Origin of the sequence: Vibrio aestuarianus, assembly GCF_028858425.1 — a bacterium.
In the GTDB taxonomy this organism is placed as follows: domain Bacteria; phylum Pseudomonadota; class Gammaproteobacteria; order Enterobacterales; family Vibrionaceae; genus Vibrio; species Vibrio aestuarianus.
The window spans coordinates 2403425-2430161 of the sequence record NZ_JAKNYQ010000001.1 but is presented as its reverse complement, the minus strand read 5'-3'; the positions used below and the strand labels follow the sequence as shown (position 1 = coordinate 2430161).

At 43.4% G+C, this 26737-nt stretch carries 19 protein-coding genes; 11 read left to right on the top strand and 8 right to left on the bottom strand.

Translation table 11 applies throughout. The features are described 5' to 3' along the window. Positions 1 to 115: 115 nt before the first annotated feature. Positions 116 to 1504 (bottom strand): peptide MFS transporter, encoded by a 1389-nt coding sequence (locus MCT08_RS11080; RefSeq protein ID WP_053310238.1) that lies wholly within the window; start codon positions 1502 to 1504, stop codon positions 116 to 118. Positions 1505 to 1810: 306 nt separating this feature from the next. On the opposite strand from MCT08_RS11080, the gene rfaH reads away from it, so the two are divergent. After that, positions 1811 to 2308, top strand: coding sequence for a transcription/translation regulatory transformer protein RfaH (gene rfaH, locus MCT08_RS11075; RefSeq protein ID WP_053310237.1), 498 nt, complete (start codon positions 1811 to 1813; stop codon positions 2306 to 2308). Between the two features lie 77 nt (positions 2309 to 2385). On the opposite strand, the gene asnB is transcribed toward rfaH, so the two are convergent. The 4 genes from asnB to nagA form a co-directional block, all read right to left on the bottom strand. Then, positions 2386 to 4050, bottom strand: coding sequence for an asparagine synthase B (gene asnB, locus MCT08_RS11070; RefSeq protein ID WP_053310236.1), 1665 nt, complete (start codon positions 4048 to 4050; stop codon positions 2386 to 2388). Positions 4051 to 4291: 241 nt separating this feature from the next. Then, a complete protein-coding gene (locus MCT08_RS11065; RefSeq protein ID WP_053310235.1) occupies positions 4292 to 5878 on the bottom strand; it encodes a cation:proton antiporter family protein in 1587 nt (528 codons plus the stop codon). A gap of 86 nt (positions 5879 to 5964) precedes the next feature. Then, positions 5965 to 7179, bottom strand: a complete 1215-nt coding sequence (gene nagC / locus MCT08_RS11060; protein WP_053310234.1) for a DNA-binding transcriptional regulator NagC — start codon at positions 7177 to 7179, stop codon at positions 5965 to 5967. Between the two features lie 2 nt (positions 7180 to 7181). Beyond that, complete coding sequence (nagA, locus tag MCT08_RS11055) at positions 7182 to 8318, bottom strand: N-acetylglucosamine-6-phosphate deacetylase (RefSeq protein WP_274673336.1); 1137 nt, start codon at positions 8316 to 8318, stop codon at positions 7182 to 7184. 481 nt (positions 8319 to 8799) lie between these two features. On the opposite strand from nagA, the gene nagE reads away from it, so the two are divergent. The 9 genes from nagE (at position 8800) to purF (ending at position 23046) form a co-directional block, all read left to right on the top strand. Then, the gene (nagE, locus tag MCT08_RS11050) at positions 8800 to 10293 is read left to right on the top strand and encodes an N-acetylglucosamine-specific PTS transporter subunit IIBC (RefSeq protein WP_168522891.1); all 1494 of its coding nucleotides are present in this window, start codon (positions 8800 to 8802) and stop codon (positions 10291 to 10293) included. 436 nt (positions 10294 to 10729) lie between these two features. Next, positions 10730 to 12400 (top strand): glutamine--tRNA ligase, encoded by a 1671-nt coding sequence (glnS, locus tag MCT08_RS11045; RefSeq protein ID WP_274678677.1) that lies wholly within the window; start codon positions 10730 to 10732, stop codon positions 12398 to 12400. 236 nt (positions 12401 to 12636) lie between these two features. Further along, positions 12637 to 17103 carry a FimV/HubP family polar landmark protein gene (locus MCT08_RS11040; protein WP_274678416.1) on the top strand — a complete coding sequence of 1489 codons (4467 nt, stop codon included), beginning with the start codon at positions 12637 to 12639 and terminating at the stop codon, positions 17101 to 17103. A 100-nt stretch (positions 17104 to 17203) separates the two neighbouring features. After that, on the top strand, positions 17204 to 17998 hold the full coding sequence (gene truA, locus MCT08_RS11035; protein WP_053310229.1) for a tRNA pseudouridine(38-40) synthase TruA: 795 nt from the start codon (positions 17204 to 17206) through the stop codon (positions 17996 to 17998). 175 nt (positions 17999 to 18173) lie between these two features. Next, on the top strand, positions 18174 to 19100 hold the full coding sequence (gene accD / locus MCT08_RS11030) for an acetyl-CoA carboxylase, carboxyltransferase subunit beta (RefSeq protein WP_053310228.1): 927 nt from the start codon (positions 18174 to 18176) through the stop codon (positions 19098 to 19100). Positions 19101 to 19144: 44 nt separating this feature from the next. Then, positions 19145 to 20410, top strand: a complete 1266-nt coding sequence (gene folC, locus MCT08_RS11025; RefSeq protein ID WP_274678414.1) for a bifunctional tetrahydrofolate synthase/dihydrofolate synthase — start codon at positions 19145 to 19147, stop codon at positions 20408 to 20410. After that, positions 20411 to 20944, top strand: coding sequence for an SPOR domain-containing protein (locus MCT08_RS11020; protein WP_274678413.1), 534 nt, complete (start codon positions 20411 to 20413; stop codon positions 20942 to 20944). It begins immediately after the preceding gene. Positions 20945 to 21006: 62 nt separating this feature from the next. Then, a complete protein-coding gene (locus MCT08_RS11015; RefSeq protein WP_053310225.1) occupies positions 21007 to 21498 on the top strand; it encodes a CvpA family protein in 492 nt (163 codons plus the stop codon). Positions 21499 to 21531: 33 nt separating this feature from the next. Further along, positions 21532 to 23046, top strand: a complete 1515-nt coding sequence (gene purF / locus MCT08_RS11010; RefSeq protein WP_168780402.1) for an amidophosphoribosyltransferase — start codon at positions 21532 to 21534, stop codon at positions 23044 to 23046. Between the two features lie 73 nt (positions 23047 to 23119). Here purF and MCT08_RS11005 read toward each other — a convergent pair whose 3' ends face one another. Further along, entirely contained in the window at positions 23120 to 24445 is a 1326-nt protein-coding gene (locus MCT08_RS11005) for a Na+/H+ antiporter family protein (RefSeq protein WP_053310223.1), read from the bottom strand. A 21-nt stretch (positions 24446 to 24466) separates the two neighbouring features. After that, positions 24467 to 25123, bottom strand: a complete 657-nt coding sequence (rnt, locus tag MCT08_RS11000; protein ID WP_053310222.1) for a ribonuclease T — start codon at positions 25121 to 25123, stop codon at positions 24467 to 24469. A 245-nt stretch (positions 25124 to 25368) separates the two neighbouring features. Between rnt and motY the strand changes: the two genes are divergently transcribed. Beyond that, positions 25369 to 26250, top strand: coding sequence for a flagellar protein MotY (gene motY / locus MCT08_RS10995; RefSeq protein WP_274678412.1), 882 nt, complete (start codon positions 25369 to 25371; stop codon positions 26248 to 26250). A gap of 64 nt (positions 26251 to 26314) precedes the next feature. On the opposite strand, the gene gloA is transcribed toward motY, so the two are convergent. Further along, positions 26315 to 26731: a lactoylglutathione lyase gene (gene gloA / locus MCT08_RS10990; protein ID WP_168522881.1), complete on the bottom strand. Its 417-nt coding sequence runs from the start codon at positions 26729 to 26731 to the stop codon at positions 26315 to 26317. Between the last annotated feature and the right edge of the window lie 6 nt (positions 26732 to 26737).

The following is a 26737-nucleotide window of genomic DNA, read 5'->3' as shown; positions in this document are numbered from 1 at the left end:
ACCATTCAACCTCAGTTCGGGTTATTTAGATTGAACAAAAACGGTCACAATAGTGTGACCGTTTTTCGTTATTATCCCTGAATTACCACCCTTAAGCTTGGTGGTATATTTGAAGCTAAACTAACTGAGCTTGCTGCTCTTCAATTTCTTCAGCGTGGCTTGCCGTTGTTTCAGCACCGTGCATCCAACGAACAAGCGTGTTTGAGAACAACATCAGAATGATGCCACTGATAATTGCGGTTACTGCAATACCGCTGAATATAGCCATTGCACCAAGCTCACCAACGTGAGAGCCAACGTAACCTGCTACATAATTCGCGATTGCGTTACAACCGAACCATGCCCCCATCATTAATGAAGCAAGACGTAGTGGCGCTAGCTTAGTAACAAGTGATAGGCCGATTGGAGAGAGACACAGTTCGCCCAAGGTATGGAAGAAAAATGCACCGACAAGCCAAAGCATTGATGTTTTCACGGCAGTGTCACCACCTTGTTCCATAACCGCGCCAACCATGCAAAGGAAGCCCAAGGCTAAGAAGAACATCGCCAATGCAAACTTCGCTGGTGAGTTTGGCTCACGTTTACCCAGTTTTACCCATAGAACGGCTAATACAGGTGCAAGAGTAATAATGAAGAATGGGTTGAGCGATTGGAACCATGCAGAAGGTACTTCAAAACCACCAATCATACGATCAGTGTATTGCTGCGTATAGATGTTCATTAGACCACCAGCTTGCTCGAAACCCGCCCAGAAAACGATAGTAAACAAACTCATCACAAGGATAACCTTGATACGATCTACTTCTTCTTTTGTTAAAGATTCTTTGCCTGCTGATTTTTTAAGCTTGAGATCACGCTTGGCTGCTGGCTCACGACCAATATCACCAAGCCATGATTGTGCCATTGTCATTTGCATGACCAAGCTGATAAGCATACCAATACCCGCGACAACGAAACCGGCTTTCCAACCAAATGAGTTGGTCACAGAACCTGAAATCACACCAGCCAGCAACGCTCCTAAGTTAATACCCATATAGAAGATAGTAAATGCGCCATCACGACGGTTATCGCCTTCATTATATAAGTCACCAACCATTGTTGAGATATTTGGCTTAAATAGCCCGTTACCACAGATAAGAAGCGCAAGACCTAAATAGAAAGTATGAAGAGAACCAAGGCCTAGTGCATCAGCAGGCAGTGCTAGCGTAAATTGACCGATAGCCATTAACGCACCACCAATAAGAATTGAACGGCGTTGCCCAAGGTAGTTATCTGCAAGGTAACCACCAATAAGTGGTGTGATGTAGACAAGTCCAGTATAGGTGCCATAAAGATCTAGGGCATCTTTAGTCGACCAGCCAAGACCACCATTCATTGTCGCGTCTGTTAGATAAAGGACTAGGATAGCGCGCATGGCATAGTAGGAAAATCGTTCCCAAAGCTCTGTGCCGAAAAGTAAAAATAGGCCTCTTGGATGACCAAAGTATTGATGTTGGTTTGTCATAAGTTTTTTTAGTTTTATAGATTAAAAAAATTGTGGGTTAGATATACATGGGCTTTTATCGTATCGCAATTAGTAAAAAGCAGACGATTATGCTAGATGGTTAGTTAAGTTATTGTTCTTTAAATGATATCACCACTATTTTAGGGCGGTTTTTACGTGCCGCAAACTTACCTTTCAATATTGGTAGGTGATTTTTACCTTTTTCGAACAAATGGAGGTGTTGTTTGTGGCCTGGTGATTTGTCGTTTATTGCGATGCACGATAGTGTTAGGATCCTCAGAAAATAGAGCAGTAGCTAGGAATAAAATGAAACGTTGGTATTTGCTGTATTGCAAACGAGGTGACCAATCACGAGCCAAGATGCATCTTGAAAATCAGGGTGTCGAATGCTTTTACCCAGAGATTGAAATTGAGAAAATCCTCAGGGGAAAGCGTCAAAAAGTGAAAGAGCCACTTTTTCCCTCATACATGTTTGTCAGGTTTGATTTTGAAAAAGGGCCAACCTTTACTTCAGTACGTTCTACACGTGGTGTTGTTGACTTTGTTCGTTTTGGGGCGCAGCCCAAAGAATTAGAAGGGGATCTTGTCTATCAGTTGAAGGTACTTGAGCAGCATGAGAGCTCAGCTTCGGCTCAAAATATTCCCGAGAAAGGACAGGTTGTCAGGGTTAAAGGGGGGCAGTTTTCAGGTATTGATGCCATTTATCAAGAATCCGATGGCGAGACGCGTTCCATTATGTTGGTTAAAATGATTAGCCAGACAATACCGATGAGCATTGATAACAAGCACTTAGAACTGGATTAGATGGTTTATTCTTTTACGGTTTAATAGAAAAAGGCGCATCTAGCGCCTTTTTCATTGGTCATTGGTGAACTTGTAAATCAATAGGCTTCGTTATGAACGGCTTTAACGGCACGGCCAGATGGGTCAATACAGTTTTTAAATGACTCATCCCACTCAATCGCTTTTGCTGAAGAGCAGGCAACTGATGGGCCTCCAGGTACACATCGTGCCGCTGACTCAAGAGGGAATAACTCCTCAAAAATTTCGCGATATACGTAGCCTTCTTTAGTGCTTGGCGTATTGTAAGGGAAACGGTACTGTGCGGTTTCCATCTGCTGATCGGTCACTTTTTCTTCCGCTACAGATTTTAATGTATCAATCCAGCTGTAACCTACACCATCAGAGAACTGCTCTTTTTGACGCCATGCGATAGCTTCAGGTAAATAGTGTTCAAAGCATTCACGTAAAATGTGTTTCTCCATCTTACCATTGCCACACATTTTGTCGGCTGGGTTTAAACGCATCGCTACATCAATAAATTCTTTGTCTAGGAATGGAACTCGGCCTTCAACGCCCCAAGCAGCAAGGGATTTATTAGCGCGCGCGCAGTCAAACATATTTAGTGCAAGGAGTTTGCGAACCGTTTCTTCATGAAACTCTTGCGCGTTTGGCGCTTTATGGAAATATAAGTATCCACCGAATATTTCATCAGCGCCTTCGCCTGACAGAACCATTTTGATGCCCATTGCTTTTATCTTACGTCCCATCAAGTACATTGGTGTTGAGGCGCGAATAGTGGTGACATCGTAAGTTTCAATGTGATAAATCACATCACGAATAGCATCCAATCCTTCTTGAATGGTATAGGTCATTTCATGGTGTACAGTACCAATCTGATTGGCAACTTCGCGAGCTGCTTTAAGATCAGGAGCGCCTTCTAAACCAACCGCGAACGAATGAAGTTGCGGCCACCAAGCTTCTGTTTGTTCGTCATCTTCAATGCGCATAGCGGCGAAGCGTTTAGCAACTGCCGAAGTAATCGATGAATCTAAACCACCAGAAAGTAATACACCATAAGGTACATCGGTCATCAATTGACGTTTAACGGCGGCCTCTAGTGCTTGAGTCAGTTCCTCTTTACTTGTGCTATTACCTTGCACGGCAGCATATTCATTCCAGTCACGGATATAGTAGCGTTGCGGCTCGGCATCTTGAGAGCGGTAGTAGCTGCCAGGAGGAAACTCGCTGATAGTTTTACATACGGGTACTAGCGCTTTCATTTCTGAGGCAACATAGTAGTTTCCATTCTCATCATAGCCTTGATAAAGCGGAATAATACCAATGTGATCTCGGCCCACTAGATACTGATCTTTTTCTTCATCATAAAGAACAAAAGCAAAGATACCGTTAAGCTCTTCAAGGAGATCGGCGCCCATTTCTTCATAGAGAGCAAGGATGACTTCGCAATCTGAATCGGTTTGAAAGTCATATTTTCCTTCGTAGCGAGCGCGAATTTCTTTGTGGTTATAAATTTCCCCGTTTACGGCAAGGATGTGTTTTTTGTTTGGGCTGTATAAGGGTTGAGCACCACTATTTAAACCAACGATGGCGAGACGCTCATGCGCTAAAATCGCTTTATCAGAGGCGTAAATACCTGACCAGTCTGGGCCTCTGTGGCGTAATTTTTTAGACATTTCTAGGGCTATTGGGCGTAAAGCCGCAGCATCACTTTTAATATCGAGAATGCCAAAGATAGAACACATACAACTTCCTTTTTGATAATTTTTAACCTGTTGACTTTAATTTGCCATTTCGATTAAAAAATGCAACCAAATATTATGGAAATTATCTTTTTATTTGCTTGTTGGTGAATTTTGTTCAATGAATTGTTATTTTTGATGGATGGTATCTATTTTTTGGCGTTTGAATGAGCAAAAAGGAACGTTTTGAGGATATAGAACCCAGATAAGAGCGCTGATAGCTTTTATCTGGGCGTTGATAATACTACGGTTTAGTGAAGTTTGGCTGTAGCTGTTGACAGACATGACGTGCAAAACCGCTACCAGCTTCATTATAAATATTGAATGCTGCATCCACGCCACATTCTAATAATGACTCTAGTTGGTCAGGGTACTCTGCAATTGCGGCGATCTGTCCTTTAAAATTTCGATGTTGCAATTGTGACAAAGCGATTTGATTACCTTGGTGGTGCGGCATCGCCAGCAAGACTAACTTAACATTTGCTGTGTCTAGAATACGCTCCCAAAAATCAGGGTCCGTTGCATCTCCAGAAATAACGTTACGACCTTGTGCGCGATGTGTATGAGCAGTATCTTCTCGCACTTCAATACCAAGGCTTATTTTTCCGTATCGAGATCGCAGCTCATCGTAGGCACCAGTGCCTATACGACCCATGCCTAAGATCAATACTTGTGCGTGACCTGGGTTGATAAGTTGATCTTTGGTATTCAGTTTTTCTGCGGCATGCTCTTTAAGCCATGCTCTAGAATGTTGGTATAGCTCATGACCTTTGCGGCTGATTGGGGCGGCAATCACAAATGAGATAGAAACCGCAATCGCCAATGCGACTAATATGTCACCCGACATCCAACCCATTTTAAAAGCAAGTCCACCGACAATAAGACCAAATTCGCTGAAATTAAAGAGTGATAGGGTCGCTAGTAGTGATGTGCGTACGCGGAATTTAAATCGGTTAAGTACCCAAAAATAGAGAACGCCTTTGAGAGGAAGCAATAACAGTAATAACAGCGCTAGTGCAAAACCAGTCATAGTCGGTTGTGCAGATAAGCCAATATTTAAGAAAAAGCAGACTAAAAACAGCTCCTTGAGGTTGAATAAAGATTTAGACAGTTCCGATGCTTTGCTATGAGCGGCGAGTAACATACCTAAAATAAGCGCACCGAGGTCTGGTTTCATACCAACAACCTCAAATAGCCCAGCGCCCATAACCAAGGCAAAGAAAATGCCGAGTAAAACGAGCATTTCTCCGTGTCCAACCCAATCGAGTAGTTTGTAAAATAGCGGACGCATTAATGGCAGAGCAAACAGTATAATCGCATACCAATGTGGTAGTTTGCCTGTTGATATAGTTAGAAATACCACGGCAAATATATCCTGCATAACGAGTATGCCGATTGCAATAGTGCCATAGGTGGCATTCATCTCACCTTTTTCTTGTAGAGATTTTACGGCAAAAACTGTGCTAGAAAATGATAAGGCGAAACCGAGTAAAACGATTTGCTCGGTTGGCATCGTGGCTAAGCTACTAATGCCTAAGTATTTGAAAATTAATAACGCAACACTAAAAGCTAGGGTTGAAAGAAGATTGTGAACGGTTGCTCCGGCCCATATTTCTTTAGCGAGTAACGTTTTTACATCCAACTTTAAACCAATGGTGAACAATAACAGTGTGACCCCTAGGTCGGCCAAAGTGCGTATTGTATCACTGCTTTGGTAGCCAGCAGCATGTAGAGCAAACCCTGCACACAAGAAACCCACCAAAGGGGGTAAGTTGCATTTCAGGGCAATGAATCCGGCTAAAAAAGCGGCTGTAATAAGGACCAGTTCCATAAATTCCTTTGGCAATGATTAAAGTGAGTTTATAAAAAAAGCTGTGTCGAGGTGACACAGCTTATCATTGTAATTCAATTAATTGCTTAATCACCAAGCAATTTTTGCAACAAAACACCATTTAACATTGCACGCTTAATCATCGCAAATGCGCCAATAGTGTCTTGGCTGTCAATCTGTGATGCGACAATCGGTAAATTATTGTGGAAAGTTTTCAGTGATTGATTTTCAACATTTCTTTGAATGGCAGGAAATACAATGTCTTGCGCGGTTGTTATCTGCCCAGCAATCACTACTTTTTGAGGATTAAATAAGTTGATTGTCATAGCAATAGCTTTACCCAGTTGATTTCCTACCCTGACTAAGCTCTGTTTCGCTAATTCATCACCAAGATTAGCGTGTTCACACACATCATTGATAGTAATGCTCTCTATGTTAGCAAGACTTGATTCATAACCTTGTGCTAGCAGTTTTCTAACGCGAGAAATTATGGCAGGGTTCGCCGCCACTGTTTCTAAGCAGCCAAAATTTCCACACTGACATTGCTCGCCAAGAGGATCAATTTGGATATGACCAATTTCCCCTACATTACGGTTATAGCCAAGGAAAACTTGTCCATTTACGATAATGCCAGCACCAGTACCTCGATGAACACTGACTAATATTGAATCTTGGCAATCTTTACTCGCGCCAAAGTAGTGCTCGGCGAGAGCCATGCCGCGAACATCGTTACCCACGAAGCATTGAACGTGAAAATTGTCTCGAATAATGTCACCAAGTGCTAGTGCATCAATCGATATATTTGGCATGTATTCGACAACGCCAGTTTCAGGGTTAACCAAGCCTGGAAGTGCAATACCGATCGCTATGAGTTGGTCGATTTGCTCTTGTTGCTGTTTTATAAATGCTGAGAGGAAAGAAACTAGCCCCTCAACTAATTGAGTTTGATGCGAGTAGTGAAATTCATGGTAATCAGAAACTAGCTCTTTTCCACCCAAGTCGTAGAGGCTTAGTTGAATGTAGTCACGCCCTAAACGAACAGCAACTGAGTGGAAAGGTGCGACTTCTGTCGTCAATGAGATGGCTCTACGTCCACCCGTTGATGCTTGTTGGGCGACCTCTTTGATAAGGCCGCGTTCAAGTAGTTGGCGGGTTATTTTTGTAACACTTGCAGGAGCAAGTTGACTCACATCAGCAACTTGGATTCGAGATATAGGACCTTGCTGGTCGATCAATCGATAAACTGCTGCGCTGTTGAGTTGTTTGACTAAATCTACGTTACCTATTTGTCCGCCATTCATTATCAATTGTGCTCGTATTTTCCGTTAACAACCGTCGCTTGAACATTGAAGTCACGATCAAAAACAGCCAAGTTTGCCACCATGCCTTTTTTAATTCGGCCTAGTTTGTTGTCAACCCCAATTGCTTTTGCTGGATACAGAGTAGCCATTCTTAGTGCTTCGTCCAAAGCGATACCAACGTGCTCAACCGTGTTTTGTACTGCCTCAATCATAGTGAGGGCTGAGCCGCCTAGTGTGCCATTTTCATCAACACACTTACCATCACGGTAATATACTTTCTTACCGACAAAAATAAAGTAATCCATGTTAGCACCTGCGGGAGCTGTGGCATCGGTCACTAATACGAGCTTTTCACCTTTAATTTTGTGGGCGATTCGAATGTTAGCGTAATCAACGTGGAAGCCATCGGCAATGATTCCCGCATAAACGTCAGGTGTATCATAAATGGCACCGACAACTCCAGGCTCACGTCCAACCATTGGGGTCATGGCATTGAATAAGTGTGTCGCAAAGGTGATGCCTGATTCGAAACTGTTTCGTGCTTCAGTGTAGGTTGCGTTGGTATGGCCGATAGACACAACGATTCCCGCTTTCGCGAGGCGTTCAATGTGTTGTGGGTTATTGTGCTCTGGTGCGAGGGTAACTTTTGCTATCACATCGCTGTTTTCACACATCGTGTTAATCATGTTGTCATCAGAAGGACGAATGAAATCAACGCTGTGGATACCTTTTTTCATCACATTCAAATATGGACCTTCAAGGTGTAAACCTAAGGACTGATTTTTGTATTTTGTTTGGTACTCACGAGCTGCCGCGATGGCTTGGCGCATATCTTCATCAGATGAAGTGATAAGAGTCGGTAAAAAGCTGGTGCAGCCTGATTTTAGATTCGCTTTGTGCATTGTCTGCATGGTATCGGCTGTTACTTCATCATTAAGCATCACTCCGCCACAGCCATTAAGTTGCAGGTCGATAAAGCCTGGGCTTACGTTCGCACCCTTCAGATCTTGAGTTGTAATATCTTGTGGTAAATCTGTTAGCGGGCATACAGCTTCAATCAAATCATCCTTAATGATAACAGCGTGATCAACGAGGACATTACTGCCAGTGTAGATTTTACAGTTAGTTAGCGCGTACATAATCAGCGAATCCTTCTCTATCGATATCTTATAAATTTGATTAAGCGACGAAATAAAAGATGAAATGAGTCGGTGTCTTGGCTTACTTTTCTTACTTCAATTAGGTCGCGAATTATCTATTTAGCAAACGGCCATCGGTATATGGTGCTAATGTTAAGTGTTCGTTTTAACTGGGATATTTTATTTATTTGTACAGTTTATCTCTGTGAGAAACCAGTTAATCCGAGTTTTTCATGCTGGCTCTTTAAGTCTTAAGCAAGCAAATCTTATCGTTAATTTTTCATTTTTTTTAATTGTAAAATAAGTTTTATGATCTCGCTAGCAAAAACCTCGATATTTGACGGTTTGTGGTGACTATGATCACAAATGATAAGGTTTTAATTTGCGGGGCAAAATTAATTACATAAACTAAGTTTGACTAAATTGAGCGACCAAAATAAGTGGCTCGACCAAATAAAAAATCCTATAGGGGGAACTTAAGGTGAATATTCTTGGATACTTTCAAAAAGTAGGCAAGGCGTTGATGGTACCCGTTGCCACACTGCCAGCTGCCGCGATATTAATGGGTATTGGTTACTGGATTGACCCGAATGGTTGGGGTGCAAACAGTGCCTTAGCTGCATTCTTGATTAAAGCTGGTGCGGCAATCATCGACAATATGTCTGTGTTGTTTGCTGTGGGTGTTGCGTACGGTATGTCGAAAGACAAAGACGGCGCGGCAGCACTATCTGGCTTCGTTGGCTTCTTGGTTGTTACTACACTACTTTCTCCAGGAGCTGTTGCACAAATTCAAGGCATTGATCCAAGTGCTGTTCCTGCCGCATTTGGTAAAATCAACAACCAATTTGTTGGTATTCTCGTTGGTATTATCTCTGCTGAAATTTATAACCGTTTCTCTACAGTTGAATTACACAAAGCACTTGCGTTCTTCTCTGGTAAGCGTCTTGTTCCTATTTTAACGTCGTTTGCTGGTATCTTTATTGCGTTCGTTCTTATGTATGTATGGCCACATGTATATGGCGGTCTAGTATCATTTGGTGAATCAATTCAAGGTCTAGGTTCTGCGGGTGCTGGTATCTACGCATTCTTCAACCGTCTATTGATTCCTGTTGGCCTTCACCATGCATTAAACTCAGTATTCTGGTTTGACGTTGCTGGTATTAATGATATCCCTAACTTCCTAGGTGGCGCGAAATCAATTGCTGAAGGTACTGGTATTCCTGGTGTTACTGGTATGTACCAAGCAGGTTTCTTCCCTATCATGATGTTTGGTCTACCGGGTGCAGCTCTAGCTATCTACCACACTTCTACTGCTAAGAATAAAGAAAAAGTAGCGTCTATCATGATTGCTGCAGGTTTCGCTTCATTCTTCACTGGTGTTACAGAGCCGCTAGAATTCTCATTCATGTTCCTAGCTCCAGCGCTATATTTGCTACACGCAGTATTAACGGGCGTATCAGTATTTATCGCCGCATCAATGCAGTGGATTGCAGGCTTCGGTTTCTCTGCAGGTCTAGTGGATATGGTATTGTCATCACGTAACCCGTTAGCGGTTAACTGGTACATGTTGATTGCTCAAGGTCTAGCATTCTTCGCTATCTACTACGTAGTATTCCGCACTGTTATTGTTAAGTTCGGTCTAAAAACTCCGGGCCGTGAAGATGATGAAGAAAGTGCTAACCAAGTATCTGGTGCAAAAGAGTCTTCTGAACTGGCTAAGCAGTACCTTAAAGCACTTGGTGGTCACGCTAACCTAAGCAATATCGATGCATGTATCACTCGTCTACGTCTATCTGTGAACGATATGAGTGTCATTGATGAGAAACAGCTAAAAGCGTTAGGTGCTATGGGTGTTGTTAAGCTTGGTACTAACAACTTACAAGTTATTTTAGGTCCTCTAGCTGAGATTGTTGCTGGTGAAATGAAGTCTATCGGCGCAAACGAAGACTTGTCAGCGGTACAACTTCCTAACTAAATAATCTTGTTCTGATTATAACTAAGGCCCTCGTTATTTAACGGGGGCTTTTCTTTATCTTTATTGTAACGCTTGCTCTATTTTGCATAAGGCCGCATGTTGATACCAACCAGAATAAATATCTGGTCATTCTTGCTGGTTAAAATCGCTGATAGCGGCGTTATAGATTTTGTAGGTAGGTCAACTAGCTGCAATCTATGCCTTGCTCTCAGCGATTTTTCCTGCGTAATTATCTGATCACCTATTTATCCCGATTGGTATGAACTGGTGCTTGAACAAGCGAATGATTGAAATATTCGTAAGAAATCCCCACTTTTTATTGTGCAATAGTAGATAATTGTGGATCATTAGCGGCAAACTTTCTGTTTCTGCGGCATTACTGCTTTCCCATACAGAAAAACTTTCTGACAATACTAATAATTTTGAGGTGCTACAGATGAGTGAAGCTGAGGCTCGTCCATCGAATTTTATTCGCCAAATCATTGATAAAGATTTAGCGGATGGTAAACACACAAGCGTGCATACTCGTTTCCCGCCAGAACCGAATGGCTATTTGCATATTGGTCATGCGAAATCTATCTGCTTAAACTTTGGTATTGCTCAAGACTATCTGGGACAGTGTAATCTACGTTTTGATGATACGAACCCAGAGAAAGAAGATGTTGAATACGTAGAGTCAATTAAAGAAGATGTTAGCTGGCTCGGTTTCCAATGGTCTGGCGATGTTTGTTATTCCTCAAACTATTTCGACCAACTTTACCAATACGCTATTGAGTTGATTCAAAAAGGCCTTGCTTATGTTGAAGAACTCAGCCCAGAGCAAATCCGTGAATATCGTGGTACGTTGACTCAACCAGGTAAACTTAGTCCATATCGTGATCGCAGTGTTGAAGAGAATTTAGCACTATTTGAAAAAATGCGCGCTGGTGGCTTTGAAGAAGGTAAGGCATGTTTACGTGCGAAGATCGATATGTCGTCATCATTTATGGTGATGCGTGATCCCGTTCTATACCGTGTTCGTTTTGCTGAGCACCACCAAACAGGTAATAAATGGTGCATTTATCCAATGTACGATTTTACTCACTGTATTTCTGATGCGCTGGAAGGTATTACACACTCTATCTGTACACTAGAGTTCCAAGATAACCGCCGCTTATACGATTGGGTACTAGAAAACATTACGATTGACTGTCGACCTCATCAATATGAATTTAGCCGTCTAAATCTTGAGTACACAGTGATGTCTAAGCGTAAGCTTAATCAGCTGGTTACCGAGAGATTGGTTGCAGGGTGGGATGACCCGCGTATGCCAACCATTTCAGGACTACGTCGTCGCGGTTTTACTTCTGCGTCAATTCGTGAGTTCTGTAAACGTATTGGTGTGACAAAACAAGAAAACATGATCGAATTTAGCTCTCTAGAGTCTTGTATTCGTGAAGATTTGAATGAAAATGCACCTCGTGCAATGGCCGTTCTTGACCCCGTCAAAGTGGTAGTTGAAAACTTTGATGCCGATAAAGTGGAAACATTGACGCTTGCTAATCACCCAAATAAACCTGAAATGGGTGACCGCGAAGTACCCTTTACCCGTGAGCTGTGGATCGAGCGCGAAGACTTCCGTGAAGAAGGCAACAAAAAGTACAAGCGTTTAGTTCTAGGTAAAGAAGTTCGCTTACGGGGCGCTTATGTCATTAAGGCCGAGCGTGTTGAAAAAGATGAAGCAGGTAATATTACAACTATCTACTGTACCTACGACGTAGATACGTTAGGAAAAAACCCAGCCGATGGGCGTAAAGTGAAAGGTGTTATTCACTGGGTGTCTGCAGATAAAGGATTGCCAGCGGAAATTCGTCTGTACGATCGTTTATTCACAGTAGCCAACCCTGCCGCTGCTGACAATTTTGCAGAAACGATCAATCCGGATTCTCTCGTTAGTATCACAGGTTTTGTTGAACCAAGTTTAGCCAACGCAAAAGCAGAACAAGGTTTCCAGTTTGAGCGTATGGGGTATTTCTGCGTTGATTCTAAAGATTCCACAGCAGAAGCTTTAGTTTTCAACCGTACGGTTGGTTTGCGTGATACGTGGGCTAAAATCGATACAGAGTAACTTCAAGTCATGAAGTATAAAGGTCAGCAAATGCTGGCCTTTTCTTTTTGTGCCCAGATAGCTTCTCGTTGTTTTGCCCGCTATGACTCATTTGGTAGCAGTAAAATGTGTGAGATTCCTGCGATTATTGTGGTCGTGACACATTTTTTACCATACGTCCTATAGTTTTGCTGCGGTTATCCGATATATTTAACAGATCACCGTATTTTTTTTCCAAGCACATAGCTGAGCCTTATATGCGTCAAATTATTCAGCGTCTTCTATTGCCGATAGCAATCGTTGCCGTGACTCAGATTTCTATCGTTAGTGCAGAGAGCATTCGCCTGATTGGGCCGAATGGCGAGATCCAGTCTTCTCCTCAATTTTCAGAAAATCTAGCCCAAACTCGTAACTTGCAACAATCTGATAATCAACCATCGAAGTTTTTTGGACCGACTTTAGAAAGTGACACTTTGTGGTCAATTGCGACTCGTTTACGTCCATCAAACGCGGTGACGGTTCAACAAACATTATTCGCTATCTATCGCCTAAATCCGCAAGCGTTTGAAAATCAAAATATCCATAGTTTGATGCCTGGAAGTAATCTACGAATTCCATCGCTTGCCCAAATCCGAAGTTCATCGACCCAAGATGCGGTAAATGTGATGGCGGCCCATCAAGCCAAGTTGGATAATATTGGCTCGCCATCGGTTGTTGCAGCTCCGCCTGCACCTGTAACACCGGTGAAACCACCAGTAACAAATAATGCTGTGGCCGCAGTGGAGTCTCCAACGGTCAAACCTGCAGTTGAAACCCCTGTCACTTCGCCAGCAATAAAAACATTAGAAACACAAATTGTAAGCTCAGATGCTGAGCTAATGGCTCTCGAAGAAAAAAATCATAAGCTGCGCTTGATGCTAGCGGATGTGAAATCTGAGGTTGATGAGCTAAAAGGTGAATTGGGTGATGAGAATCGTATTCGCTCTGAAGTTGAAAAACTACTCGATGAAGAGCGCAGAAAAGCAGCCGAAGCACAAAAATTAGCTCCAAGTGCTCTAGATCAGTTGCTTTCAAATCCATGGTTAGTCGCGGCCTTAGCAATTATACCTGGTTTATTGATCGGTCTGATTGTGGTTATGTTACTAGGACGCCGTTCTAAAACGGAAGCTCAGCAAGAGGTGACGCCACCAATTCAAGAAAATATTGCCCCGATTACTGTTGGTGACCCTAACATCGAAGATATCGGCGATGACTTGATGTTAGACGATGATTTATTTGGCGAATCAGACGATAGTGAAAAGCTGTTTGGTGATGATATTGCATTTGATGATGAGACAGATCCTAACGCTGATAAAGAACCGGACATCTTTGCTGACCTAGAGGATAGCGATTTAGATTTCAATCTAGAAGGTGAGGATGATGAAGACCCATTCGCTAGTATTGGTGATGATGGTGATTTAGAAGAGCTGACCTCTAGTAGTAATGGCATCAGTGTTAGTGGCGATGAAAAAGCCGTTGGTCTAGATGAAATGGCTCGCGCTCTTGATGAAGCCTCGGTTGATTCTGCCGATGAGAGCGAATTTGATCTGTCTGATGAACATGCTATGTCTGATGCAGATATTGAGGCGCTACTCAACGGGGATGGAGCAACGGAAGAACTTGAAAGTGATACGTTGGATCAATCTTTGTTGGATGACCTGCTTGCCAGTACTGAACAAGATGATCACGATGACTTTGATTTTGACTCTTTACTGGATGACTCTGGCGATGATTTTAACCTCGACTCTGAGCAGTCAGATCCAATTAATACCGACTTTGGTATAAAAGATGCCGAGCTGGCTTCTGATAGTGAGTTAGACGATTTATTTGCCAATATAGAGGCAGAGGCCGATCTCGAACAACTAGAAGCTAGCGCAATTGATGATACAGCTCTGCTCGATGAATTACTGAATGAAGAAGATTCACCGCAAATTGATAGTAATAGTGTTGATTTATTAGATGAGCTACTCGACGAGGAAGAAGACGAGAGCTTACCTGATCTCACTCAAAGTACTGACTTATTGGACGAACTTGTTGAAGCTGACAATAATCAGCAAGATACTGATGAGCCAGACTTTTCTAGTGCTCAAACCTTAGATGAACTATTAGGCGACACATCATCAGAAGATGAAGATGTTGATTTAAATCTTGATGAAGAAAGCACCGACTTATTGGATGAATTGCTGTCAGATGATGATGGTTCTGAAACGCTTAAAATTGATGAAACTGCGATCTTAGATGAGTTAGCTGATAATGATGATATTGCCGTTGAAGATGGCACCGAATTGTTCGAAGAGTTGCTCGAAATTGAGCAGCATGCTCAGCAGGTTGAAGGTACGCAGGAAACTGAAGTAAGTAGTGAGCTAACCGGGGGGCAACCTGAAATAGAAGAGGCTGAGTTCAACCGCAATACTTTTATTGATGACATGCTCAATGTGGCTCCTGACAAGGATCCACTGCTTGATGACGGAGAAATAGAACTTAGCACCGCGGAGGATAGTCGCGACTTTTCTGAGGAAGTTGGTAGCGATGATGACTTTGATTTTAACCCTGAAATCGAAGGTAGCGATTACTTAGAACAGAATAATCAACAGCCATCTAACGATACTCCATCGCTGGTAGACGCAAACAATGAGAATGTAGGTGCTCCTGAAGCGGTCGCTAATGAATTTGGTATCCCGCAAGATGGTGATTGGGAGCTTGAGCAAGAGCCGCTTTCTGACGCGAATGCCGAGCTGGCCGAAGAACGTTCAGAGCCAGTGGCGCAAGAAACGTTTGAAGCGATTGATGACGAGTCGCTGCCCGAGTTCAGCGAAGAAGAGGCGTTAGCCTCATTCGAACCAGAAAAGGTTAGTGAGCAAGAGTCGGTTGAAGAAGACGTGCTCGCTTCACTAGAAGCCGAATCGGTTGATGCCCCAGTTCAAGATCAGGACGAAGCGCTTGATGAACTGGAATTGCCGGAATATACCGAGCAAGACGCATTGGCTGACGCGAATGCCGAGCTGGCCGAAGAAAGCTCAGAGCCAGTGGCGCAAGAAACGTTTGAAGCGCTTGATGACGAGTCGCTGCCCGAGTTCAGCGAAGAAGAGGCGTTAGCCTCATTCGAACCAAAAAAGGTTAGTGAGCAAGAGTCGGTTGAAGAAGACGTGCTCGCTTCACTAGAAGCCGAATCGGTTGATGCCCCAATTCAAGATCAGGACGAAGCGCTTGATGAGCTGGAATTGCCGGAATATACCGAGCAAGACGCATTGGCTGACGCGAATGCCGAGCTGGCCGAAGAAAGCTCAGAGCCAGTGGCGCAAGAAACGTTTGAAGCGCTTGATGATGAGTCACTGCCTGAGTTTAGCGAAGAAGAGGCGTTAGCCTCATTCGAACCAGAAAAGGTTAATGAGCAAGAGCCGGTTGAAGAAGACGTGCTCGCTTCACTAGAAGCCGAATCGGTTGATGCCCCAATTCAAGAGCAAGACGAAGCGCTTGATGAGCTGGAACTACCGGAATACACCGAGCAAGACGCATTGGCTGACGCGAATGCCGAGCTGGTCGAAGAAAGCTCAGAGCCAGTGGCGCAAGAAACGTTTGAAGCGATTGATGATGAGTCACTGCCCGAGTTCAGCGAAGAAGAGGCGTTAGCCTCATTCGAACCAGAAAAGGTTAGTGAGCAAGAGCCGGTTGAAGAAGATGCGCTCGCTTCACTAGAAGCCGAATCGATTGATGCCCCAGTTCAAGAGCAGGACGAAGCGCTTGATGAGCTGGAACTGCCGGAATACACCGAGCAAGACGCATTGGCTGACGCGAATGCCGAGCTGGCCGAAGAACGTTCAGAGCCAGTGGCGCAAGAAACGTTTGAAGCGCTTGATGACGAGTCACAGCCTGAGTTTAGCGAAGAAGAGGCGTTAGCCTCATTCGAACCAGAAAAGGTTAATGAGCAAGAGCCGGTTGAAGAAGACGTGCTCGCTTCACTAGAAGCCGAATCGGTTGATGCCCCAGTTCAAGCACCAGAAAATAATAATCGTCATCAAGAGGCGAGCAGTGAACAATTGCAGCTGATTGCCAAAGATGAGTTTGATGAACAGGCTTTAAACGATTGGTTAAATGAAGACGATTCCTCTCAAGCACCATTTTCATTTGAGAAACCACTAGACACACTGACCATAGACAGTGCAGGTATGAATATCGATGCCATGCTTGAAATGGGTGGCGAAGATTGGAATGGTTTTAACTTAACGCCTGATCAGCAAGCCTCAATTCCTGATGACGTTCCAGAAGAAGAGCGTGAAGTTTGGAACCAGGATATTCAGACGGAAGAGCCCGAAATTCTTGAAGAGAATTGGGCAATGCAGGATGTGTTAGATGACTTTGATGCCAAGAAAAGTCAGTACATGACTATTGATGAGCTGATGGCACAAGTCGATGATGCCGAGCAAGGAGCGATTAGTCCAGAAGATGAAGCTCTCAAGCTTGATGTTGGCTTGAATGAATTCCCTGATGTGATTGGAGATATCGGTGATATCGATGTCGATAGCGATTCCGAGGCGTCTGGAAAACTTGATTTAGCTAAAATATACATCGAAATGAATGATGAAAAAGGTGCAATAAAATTATTGGAAGAAGCGATTGTTGATGGTAATGACGTTATTCGCCGAGAAGCAAAGACCTTGATTGATATCATCAATGGTCGAGTATAGGTGAGTTTGGAGGCAGCTTGATGCTGCCTTTTGGCATCGATTAGAATTTTGTTGTCATTACTATTATACTGCCAACCCCATTTTTAAAGAGAATTGCATCATGAGAATCGCTTTAGGTGTCGAGTATAATGGTACTCAATACTTTGGTTGGCAGCGACAACGCGACGTTAAGAGTGTCCAAGAAGAGTTAGAAAAAGCACTTGCAGTTGTCGCAAATCACCCTATTGAAGTATTGTGCGCAGGTCGTACGGACGCTGGTGTTCATGGTACGGGACAAGTTGTTCATTTTGACACTAGCGCGAATCGAAAAATGGTGGCTTGGGTAATGGGCGTCAATGCTAATTTGCCAAAAGATATTGCCGTTCGGTGGTCTAAAGAGGTTTCTGAAGATTTCCATGCGAGGTTTACGGCCACGGCTCGCCGTTACCGTTATATCATCTATAACCATGCGTATCGTCCAGCAATATTATCTTCTGGTGTTAGTCACTACCACGGTGATTTAGATGTTGAGAAGATGCAGCAAGCGGGTCAGTTCTTGCTGGGGGAAAATGATTTTACGTCTTTCAGGGCTGTTCATTGCCAGTCACGAAGCCCTTGGCGAAATATCATGCACTTAAATGTGACTCGTCATGGCCATTATGTGGTGATCGATATTAAGGCGAATGCTTTTGTGCATCACATGGTACGTAATATCACAGGCAGTTTGATCACTGTTGGGCGTGGTGAACAGGAACCTCAATGGATGAAGTGGTTGTTGGAAGCAAAAGATAGAAGACTGGCCGGAGCAACCGCAAAAGCTGCAGGTCTATATTTGGTAGATGTTGATTATCCAGAAGAATTTGGACTACCAAGAGAAACGATCGGCCCTCTATTTTTAGCCGATAATTTGAACTAATTAAGAGCAACTTACTCAAAAAATTCAGTGGCGTGTGTGAGATTAAGAGTCAGAAAATAGGTACAACCAGTTTTTTGTCTACACTCAGCATTTTATATGTTCTAATCCTCACGCATAAATCCCAATTTTGTATTTCCCGCAATAACGCGGGAGAGTTAAGAATAAAAGGTCTTCCATGAGTTGGCTTGAAAAGATTTTAGAAAAAAGCAACATTGTAACTTCACGTAAAGCATCGATTCCTGAAGGTGTTTGGACTAAATGTACTTCTTGTGAACAAGTCCTTTACCACGCAGAGCTTGAACGTAATTTAGAAGTTTGTCCTAAATGTGATCATCACATGCGGATGAAAGCGCGTCGTCGTTTGGAAACGTTTCTTGACGAAGGTAATCGTGTTGAGATCGGTGAGGAACTTGAGCCTCAAGATAAACTGAAATTTAAAGATTCAAAGCGTTACAAAGAGCGTATCTCTTCAGCACAAAAGAACAGTGGTGAAAAAGATGCACTTGTTGTGATGAAAGGTGAATTACTAGGTATGCCTTTAGTCGCTTGTGCGTTTGAGTTTTCTTTCATGGGTGGTTCCATGGGCTCTGTTGTCGGAGCGCGCTTTGTTCGTGCTGTCGATGCGGCGATTGAAAACAACTGCGGCTTGGTCTGTTTTTCTGCTAGTGGTGGCGCGCGCATGCAAGAAGCGTTGATGTCATTGATGCAAATGGCAAAAACAAGTGCAGCACTTGAGCGTCTCTCTGATAAAGGTTTACCGTTTATTTCGGTAATGACCGATCCAACGATGGGTGGCGTTTCAGCGAGCCTAGCAATGCTTGGTGATATCAATATTGGTGAACCTAAAGCTTTGATCGGTTTTGCAGGTCGTCGAGTGATCGAGCAAACGGTTCGCGAAGACTTGCCAGAAGGCTTCCAACGCAGTGAGTTCTTACTTGAGCACGGTGCTATCGATATGATCGTTGACCGTCGTGAAATGCGTCAGCGTGTTGGTGGATTAATTGCGAAACTAACGAATCACAGCTCTCCGTTAGTGGTTTCTGTTAACGATTCTCCTGTTGAAGCTGATTACTCTGTACCAGAAGCGAACGAAAAAGGGTAAAGTAGGCACTAACAAACTAACTGCTTAATGGTTAAAAACGTTAGATGACTCAGAACCTTATTCCTCAAGCCACATCCTCCCTAGCGGTGTGGCTTGATTATTTAGCTAATATTCACACATCAGCTATCGACCTTGGGTTGGATCGCGTTCAAGCGGTTGCCCAAAAAGCAAACCTCACTAAACCTGCCCCAACTGTTATTACCGTTGCCGGAACCAACGGCAAAGGCTCGACATGTGCGATCATGGAAGCGATCTTGCTTGATGCAGGCTATCGTGTTGGCGTTTACAGCTCCCCACACCTTATTCGTTATAATGAAAGAGTACGTATTAACGGTCTTGAACTCAGTGACGAAAAACATGCCCAGAGCTTTTCCTTTATTGAAGAGCTGCGTGGTGAAATCAGCCTAAGTTTATTTGAATTTGGTACGTTGGCTGCGTTGCGTCTTTTCCAGACGGAAAAGGTGGATGTGGTTTTGCTGGAAGTAGGGCTTGGTGGGCGATTAGATGCCACGAATGTGGTTGATCACGATGTTTCTGTTATCACCAGCTTAGCAATTGATCATGTTGATTGGTTGGGCGACGATATTAATGTCATCGGTTATGAAAAAGCGGGCATCTACCGCAGTGGTAAGCCTGCTATTTGTGGTCAGCCAAAGCCACCAGCTACGGTTGCGGCACATGCCGATGATATTGGTGCACAGCTTCACCAAGTCGGGATTCAATTTAATTATGAATTGGTGTCTGACACGACTTGGAATTGGCGTAGTGGTCGATTTGAATTAACGCAATTGCCTATACCAAGTTTACCTCTACCCAATGCGGCAACAGCACTCATGGCGCTAGGTTGTGCTGAGTTGGATCTTAGTTATGTCAATATTGTCAGCGGTTTGAAGAATGTAACATTAGCTGGGCGTATGCAGAAAATAAGCGATGCGCCAACCATTATTTTAGATGTGGCGCACAATCCTCATTCTGCACAATATCTGGCCGATCGGCTTCAACAACGATATGCGCAACGTACTATCCATATGGTTGTGGGTATGCTGCATGATAAAGATGTAGAATCGACATTAAAACAGTTACAACCTATCAGTAGTGCTTGGTATCCTGCCTCATTAAGTGGTCCTAGAGCAGCAAAAGCTGAAGAGCTATGTAGGCACCTTGAACAATACGTAGGGCAATTTACCAATCCTGTGAGTGCATTTGAAGCGGCAATGGCACAAGCCAAAGAGAATGATGTGATAGTGGTTGTCGGTTCATTTCATACCGTTGGTGAAGTATTAGAACACTGGCAGAACAAAGGAGTATAAATGGCAAGCAAGTTCCAAAGTCGGTTAGTGGGTACGATTATTTTAGTCGCAATCGGCGTGATTGTTCTTCCGGATGTATTGGATGGAAAGAAGACCCATTATAAAGAAGAGATTGCCAGCATTCCGATCAAGCCTGACTTAGATAGTGATATGGAAGAATTCCAGATTCTTGACCCCGTGGAAGATCAAATCGCGATGCCTGACTCACCAGTTGAGGTCACTGAGCAGAGTACCACTTCGGAAAGCAAGCCTTTACCGATTAAGGTAAAAGAGCCAACCGAGAGAAACGACTATCAAGATAGTGCTTGGATCATTCAATTGATGGCTTTAAAGAATGCTGAAAACGCCAAAAATATGGTGATCGATCTGCAAAAACGCGGTTATCAAGCTCACACCAAACAAGAAAATGGTTTTACTCGGATCATTATTGGTCCAGATGTATCCAAAAGTAAGCTTGAGCGTCAACTCCTAGAACTGGAAAAAATTACCGGTGCGAAAGGTCAAATGCTCAAATTTAAACCACTAAACCCATAAGAAAACGTTTGCGTCGCGTTTTTTTCTGTTAAAATGCGCGCCAACTTAAGATGTAAGAACTCATGAATTGGTTAGATATTGTCATTTTAAGTGTGATCGGCCTATCGGCATTGATCAGTTTAGTTCGTGGCTTTGCTAAAGAAGCTTTGTCATTAGTGATATGGTTTGGTGCTTTTTTTATCGCCAGCCAGTACTACGCAAAACTTGCGGTGTATTTTACTAATATTAATGATGACATGTTTCGTAATGGCACAGCCATTGCAGCATTGTTTGTTGCAACACTCGTTGTTGGCGCGATCATCAATTATGTGATTGCTCAACTAGTACAAAAAACTGGGTTATCTGGAACTGATCGCATATTAGGTATTGTCTTTGGGGCATTGCGTGGTGTGTTGATTGTTTCTGCAGCCTTGTTTTTTATGGATGCGTTTACCGCATTCCCGAGTTCAGAGTGGTGGAAAGGGTCGCAATTGGTGCCGGAATTTAGCCGCATTATTGCTCCGTTCTTTGAGCACTTACAAGCAACATCAAGTTTTCTATCTGGCGCGATTTAGCGCCAGTTATTGTCGCAAATCGAGGATTAGGACATGTGTGGTATTGTTGGAATCGTGGGTACAACGCCTGTAAACCAGTCTATTTATGACGCGTTAACGGTATTACAGCATCGTGGCCAAGATGCCGCTGGTATTTGTACCATAGAAAGCAATCGTTTTCGTCTGCGTAAGGCGAACGGTTTAGTAAAGGATGTCTTTGAAGCGAAACACATGCAGCGTCTTCAAGGAACGGTTGGAATAGGGCATGTACGTTATCCTACTGCAGGCAGCTCTAGCGCCTCTGAAGCTCAACCTTTCTACGTAAACTCTCCTTTCGGTATCACTCTTGCTCATAACGGTAACCTTACAAACGCTAATGAAGTTCGTCAAAAGCTGTTTGAAAAAGACCGCCGTCATATCAATACCACCTCTGACTCTGAAGTACTACTTAACGTACTAGCGCATGAAATTGACACCGTAAAAGGTAATGTTACGTCAGATGATGTATTCCGTGCCGTATCAAATGTACATCGCACCATTCGTGGAGCATACGCAGTTGTGGCGATGATTATTGGTCATGGTTTGATTGCGTTTCGTGATCCGCATGGCATTCGCCCATTATGCTTAGGTAAGCGTGAGCTTAATGGACGCACCGAATACATGGCTGCTTCTGAATCGGTAGCGCTTGATGCTGTTGGTTTCGATTTTGTGCGTGATATTGCTCCTGGTGAAGCGGTGTATGCGACGTTTGATGGTCAACTGTTTACTAAACAATGTGCCGATAATCCAACACTTAACCCATGTATTTTTGAATTCGTTTACTTTGCTCGTCCTGACTCGTTTATTGATAAAATTTCGGTTTACAGTGCGCGCGTTGAAATGGGTAAAAAATTGGGTGAGCGTATCAAAAATGAATATTCAGACCTTGATATTGATGTAGTCATTCCTATTCCAGAAACGTCATGTGATATCGCGCTTCAAATTGCTCAGGCTATTGATATTCCATATCGTCAAGGCTTTGTAAAGAACCGTTATGTAGGTCGAACCTTTATCATGCCAGGTCAGCAACAGCGCAAAAAATCAGTGCGCCGTAAACTTAATGCGATACGTTCTGAATTTAAAGGCAAGAATGTACTGCTAGTTGACGACTCTATTGTGCGTGGTACTACATCAGAACAAATCATTGAGATGGCTCGAGACTCGGGTGCAAACAAAGTCTATATGGTTTCAGCCGCGCCTGAAATTCGTTTTCCAAATGTGTACGGAATCGATATGCCAAGTGCGAATGAGTTAATTGCTCATGGCCGCGATACCGACGAAATCTGTAAACAAATTGGGGCTGATGCGCTGATATTCCAAACCATTGAAGATCTTGTCGAAGCAGTGGGTCTTGGCAATCAAGATATCGCCAAGTTTGAGGCTTCAGTTTTTAATGGCGAATATGTAACCGGTGATATCGACCAGCAATACCTTGATTACCTTGAATCGATGCGTAACGATGATTCGAAAACCGTTCGAGAAATGCAGCAAGATCTTGCCAACTTGGAACTGCATAACGAAGGTGCGTAGTTTGGCGTTGTTAAAGGCTCAATAAAAAGGCTTCCGTGATGGAAGCCTTTTTTACATTCGTAGCTTATGCAGCTTATAAAACCATGGCGGCAAGCCAACCAAAAGCGATCAATGGAATATTGTAGTGAATAAAGGTCGGTACGACCGTTTCCCAAATATGCTCATGTTGGCCATCAGCATTTAAGCCTGATGTTGGACCTAACGTGGAGTCAGAGGCAGGAGAGCCCGCATCACCTAGCGCAGCCGCAGTGCCGACTAGCGCAATGGTTGCCATTGGTGAAAAACCAAATGCGATCGCAAGCGGTACATAAATAGTTGCAATAATTGGAATGGTTGAGAACGAAGAGCCAATCCCCATGGTAACTAATAGGCCAACCACGAGCATGAGCAGCGCCGCGAGAGCCTTGTTGTCACCAATAGTGGTGGATAGTGCTTCAACTAATGACTCAACACCGCCTGTTTGCTTCATTACGGCTGCAAACCCGGCTGCGGAAATCATAATAAAGCCGATCATCGCCATCATATGCACACCCTTGGTAAACACATCATGAGTTTCTTTCCATGCAATTACACCACCAAAAGTGAACACCATAAAGCCTGCCAGTGCGCCGATGATCATCGAACCCGTCGACAGTTGCGCGGCAAGGGCGGTCACAATTCCTAAGCCTGCAATAAAAATGTGCTTTTTGTTGATCGCAGTTGGTTCTGTATGAACAGTGGTGAGTTCCGTTTCTTTATACTCACGCGGTTTACGGTAAGTAAAGAAAATTGCGACCAATAAGCCAAAAATCATGCCCATTGCTGGGAATATCATCGCAACAGGCACTTGACTTGCTGTGACGCCTTCAAGCCCATTATCGCGCAGATTTTTAAGTAAGATGTTATTGAGAAAAATACCGCCAAAGCCAACAGGCAGTACCATATAAGGGGTGATTAAACCAAACGTTAACACACAAGCGACTAAACGACGGTCAAGTTTTAGTTTTGCAAAAACGCCTAGTAGAGGTGGAATTAAAATCGGGATAAAGGCGATATGAACAGGAATTACGTTTTGAGAGGACATGGTCACCAACACCAACGCAATTAATACGGCATATTTCAAACCAGTGCTGGCTGCGCTGTTTTCTTTGCCATGGATACGCTTGATAACGCTTTGAGCTAATAAATCAGTAATACCTGATTTGGAAATTGCTACCGCAAAAGTCCCTAACATAGCGTAGCTTAATGCGATGGTTGCACCACCACCTAGGCCACTTTCAAATGCAGAAACAGCGTCGTTTAAACTCATCCCTGCAACTAAACCACCGACTATCGCACTGAATGTCAGAGCAACCACGACATTCACACGCATCAGTGCTAATAGCAGCATGATACATACAGAAATTACTACAGGATTCATATTTTTCTCGGTTAGTTGTGTTTACTTATTATCATCTGATGGTTCAATAAGTGGCCAGCCTCCTAAGGCTTTCCATTTATTGACGATGCCACAAAAAAGTTCGGCTGTTTTTTGGGTATCGTAGAGCGCTGAATGCGCTTCTTTGTTGTCAAAATCCATCCCCGCAGATTTACACGCTTTGGCTAGCACGGTTTGGCCATAAGCCAAACCACTGAGAGCGGCAGTATCAAACGTTGCAAAGGGGTGGAAAGGAACTCGTTTTAACTTACAGCGTTCGCTGGCGGCCATGACAAAGTTAAGATCAAAAGTCGCGTTATGTGCCACCATAATGGCACGGCTACAATCATTATCTTTCTGTTCTTTGCGCACTAACTTATAAATTTCTTTGAGCGCTTCAGACTCACTCACAGCACCGCGTAAAGGGCTAAAAGGGTCTCGAATACCATTAAATTCGAGCGCTTCTTTTTCAAGGTTGGCACCTTCAAAAGGCTCTACATGAAAATGAATCGTCGATGCTGGGTGGAGGTCGCCATGTTCATCCATACGTAATGTAATGGCGCAGATCTCTAATAGTGCATCGGTTTTTGCATTGAAACCGGCCGTTTCTACATCAATAACGACGGGGAAATAACCACGAAAACGTTTTTTCAATGTCAATGCTTCATTTATGTCAGTCATGCTAGCTCTTGTTTGTGTGACAGGGCTGGCATTATTGCAGATTCTCTCTACGATAAAAACCGAACATGTGAATAAAAAGCCATTTATCTGAGGAGGATTTGCACACGTTACTGCCACACTGAACACTTCTAGTTGCTCGGGCGTGACAATTAGTGTGGCTAGATTTTTGCATAACTTGGTACAATGGAAAACCAAGTGGCAATTGACCGCCACCATTGCAGTACCGCTCGGAGAATACAGCCATTATGAATAAATGGGTTATCGCTACTATTTTTACTACATTCGCTTTAAATTCTGTTGCGACATTTGCGATGGAAAAGCGTTATGTGGCAACGCCGCAGCAGTCTACGTGGCAAATGGTGGCTAATACACCACTGGAATGTCGTTTAGTACATCCTATCCCTAATTATGGTGATGCCGAGTTCTCTTCACGAGCAAACAAAAAGATAAATCTCGATTTTGAACTAAAAATGCGTCGCCCAATGGGTGAAACCCGTAATGTGAGTTTAGTTTCATTACCACCAAGTTGGCGTCCGGGAGAAAGTGCTGATCGTATTACGACATTGCAATTTTTTAAGCAGTTTGATGGCTATATTGGTGGGCAAACCGCGTGGAGTATACTCAGTGAATTAGAGAAAGGACGTTACCCGACGTTTAGTTATCAAGATTGGCAAAGCAGAGATCAGCGCATCGAAGTAGCACTATCATCAGTGCTGTTCCAAGAAAAATACAATATATTTAGTGATTGCGTGAGCAATTTGCTGCCGTACAGCTTTGAAGACATTTCCTTTACGATTTTGCATTACGACCGTGATAACGTACAACTCAATAAAGCATCGCAAAAACGACTCGCACAAATTGCAGAATATATCCGTTATAACCAAGACATCGACTTAGTTTTGGTTTCAACCTATACCGATTCAGTGGATGGTAAGAGCGTAAGCCAAGATCTCTCAGAACGTCGAGCTGAAGTCTTAAGGGATTATTTTAAATCATTAGGTTTACCTGAAGACCGCATTCAAGTGCAAGGTTATGGTAAGCGCAGACCAATCGCTGATAACGCATCACCAATCGGCAAAGATAAAAACCGAAGAGTGGTTATCTCATTGGGACGAACACTGATCTAATCCAGCTCAATAGATATAGAAAAAGCAGCGATGGCTGCTTTTTCTATATCTAGCTTATGCTTAATTAGCCTTCTAATCCCGCTGAAGCTTGCTTATTTTGGATAAGTTCAATCATGTAGCCGTCAGGGTCTTTTATAAAAGCGATGTGGGTAGTACCGCCTTTTACTGGCCCTGCTTCACGAGTGACATTACCGCCAGCCGCTTTAATCGCGTCACAGGTTGTGTAGACATCTTCGACACCAATGGCTATGTGGCCAAATGCATTGCCAAGGTCATAGCTGGTGGTGCCCCAGTTATAGGTCAGTTCTATCACTGCGCCTTGTGACTCATCACCATAACCTAGGAACGCTAATGTGTACTTATACTCAGTGTTTTCATTGGTGCGCAGTAACTGCATACCCATAACTTTGGTGTAAAACTCGATGGATTTATCTAAATCACCGACGCGTAGCATAGTGTGCAAAATACGACTATTTGACATGATGGG

What these genes read in the sequence shown, in the direction of transcription:
- MCT08_RS11080 (WP_053310238.1), bottom strand. Translation starts at nt 1,504, where the DNA reads ATGACAAACCAACATCAATACTTTGGTCATCCAAGAGGCCTATTTTTA.
- rfaH (WP_053310237.1), top strand. Translation starts at nt 1,811, where the DNA reads ATGAAACGTTGGTATTTGCTGTATTGCAAACGAGGTGACCAATCACGA.
- asnB (WP_053310236.1), bottom strand. Translation starts at nt 4,050, where the DNA reads ATGTGTTCTATCTTTGGCATTCTCGATATTAAAAGTGATGCTGCGGCT.
- MCT08_RS11065 (WP_053310235.1), bottom strand. Translation starts at nt 5,878, where the DNA reads ATGGAACTGGTCCTTATTACAGCCGCTTTTTTAGCCGGATTCATTGCC.
- nagC (WP_053310234.1), bottom strand. Translation starts at nt 7,179, where the DNA reads ATGAATGGCGGACAAATAGGTAACGTAGATTTAGTCAAACAACTCAAC.
- nagA (WP_274673336.1), bottom strand. Translation starts at nt 8,318, where the DNA reads ATGTACGCGCTAACTAACTGTAAAATCTACACTGGCAGTAATGTCCTC.
- glnS (WP_274678677.1), top strand. Translation starts at nt 10,730, where the DNA reads ATGAGTGAAGCTGAGGCTCGTCCATCGAATTTTATTCGCCAAATCATT.
- MCT08_RS11040 (WP_274678416.1), top strand. Translation starts at nt 12,637, where the DNA reads ATGCGTCAAATTATTCAGCGTCTTCTATTGCCGATAGCAATCGTTGCC.
- truA (WP_053310229.1), top strand. Translation starts at nt 17,204, where the DNA reads ATGAGAATCGCTTTAGGTGTCGAGTATAATGGTACTCAATACTTTGGT.
- accD (WP_053310228.1), top strand. Translation starts at nt 18,174, where the DNA reads ATGAGTTGGCTTGAAAAGATTTTAGAAAAAAGCAACATTGTAACTTCA.
- folC (WP_274678414.1), top strand. Translation starts at nt 19,145, where the DNA reads ATGACTCAGAACCTTATTCCTCAAGCCACATCCTCCCTAGCGGTGTGG.
- MCT08_RS11020 (WP_274678413.1), top strand. Translation starts at nt 20,411, where the DNA reads ATGGCAAGCAAGTTCCAAAGTCGGTTAGTGGGTACGATTATTTTAGTC.
- MCT08_RS11015 (WP_053310225.1), top strand. Translation starts at nt 21,007, where the DNA reads ATGAATTGGTTAGATATTGTCATTTTAAGTGTGATCGGCCTATCGGCA.
- purF (WP_168780402.1), top strand. Translation starts at nt 21,532, where the DNA reads ATGTGTGGTATTGTTGGAATCGTGGGTACAACGCCTGTAAACCAGTCT.
- MCT08_RS11005 (WP_053310223.1), bottom strand. Translation starts at nt 24,445, where the DNA reads ATGAATCCTGTAGTAATTTCTGTATGTATCATGCTGCTATTAGCACTG.
- rnt (WP_053310222.1), bottom strand. Translation starts at nt 25,123, where the DNA reads ATGACTGACATAAATGAAGCATTGACATTGAAAAAACGTTTTCGTGGT.
- motY (WP_274678412.1), top strand. Translation starts at nt 25,369, where the DNA reads ATGAATAAATGGGTTATCGCTACTATTTTTACTACATTCGCTTTAAAT.
- gloA (WP_168522881.1), bottom strand. Translation starts at nt 26,731, where the DNA reads ATGTCAAATAGTCGTATTTTGCACACTATGCTACGCGTCGGTGATTTA.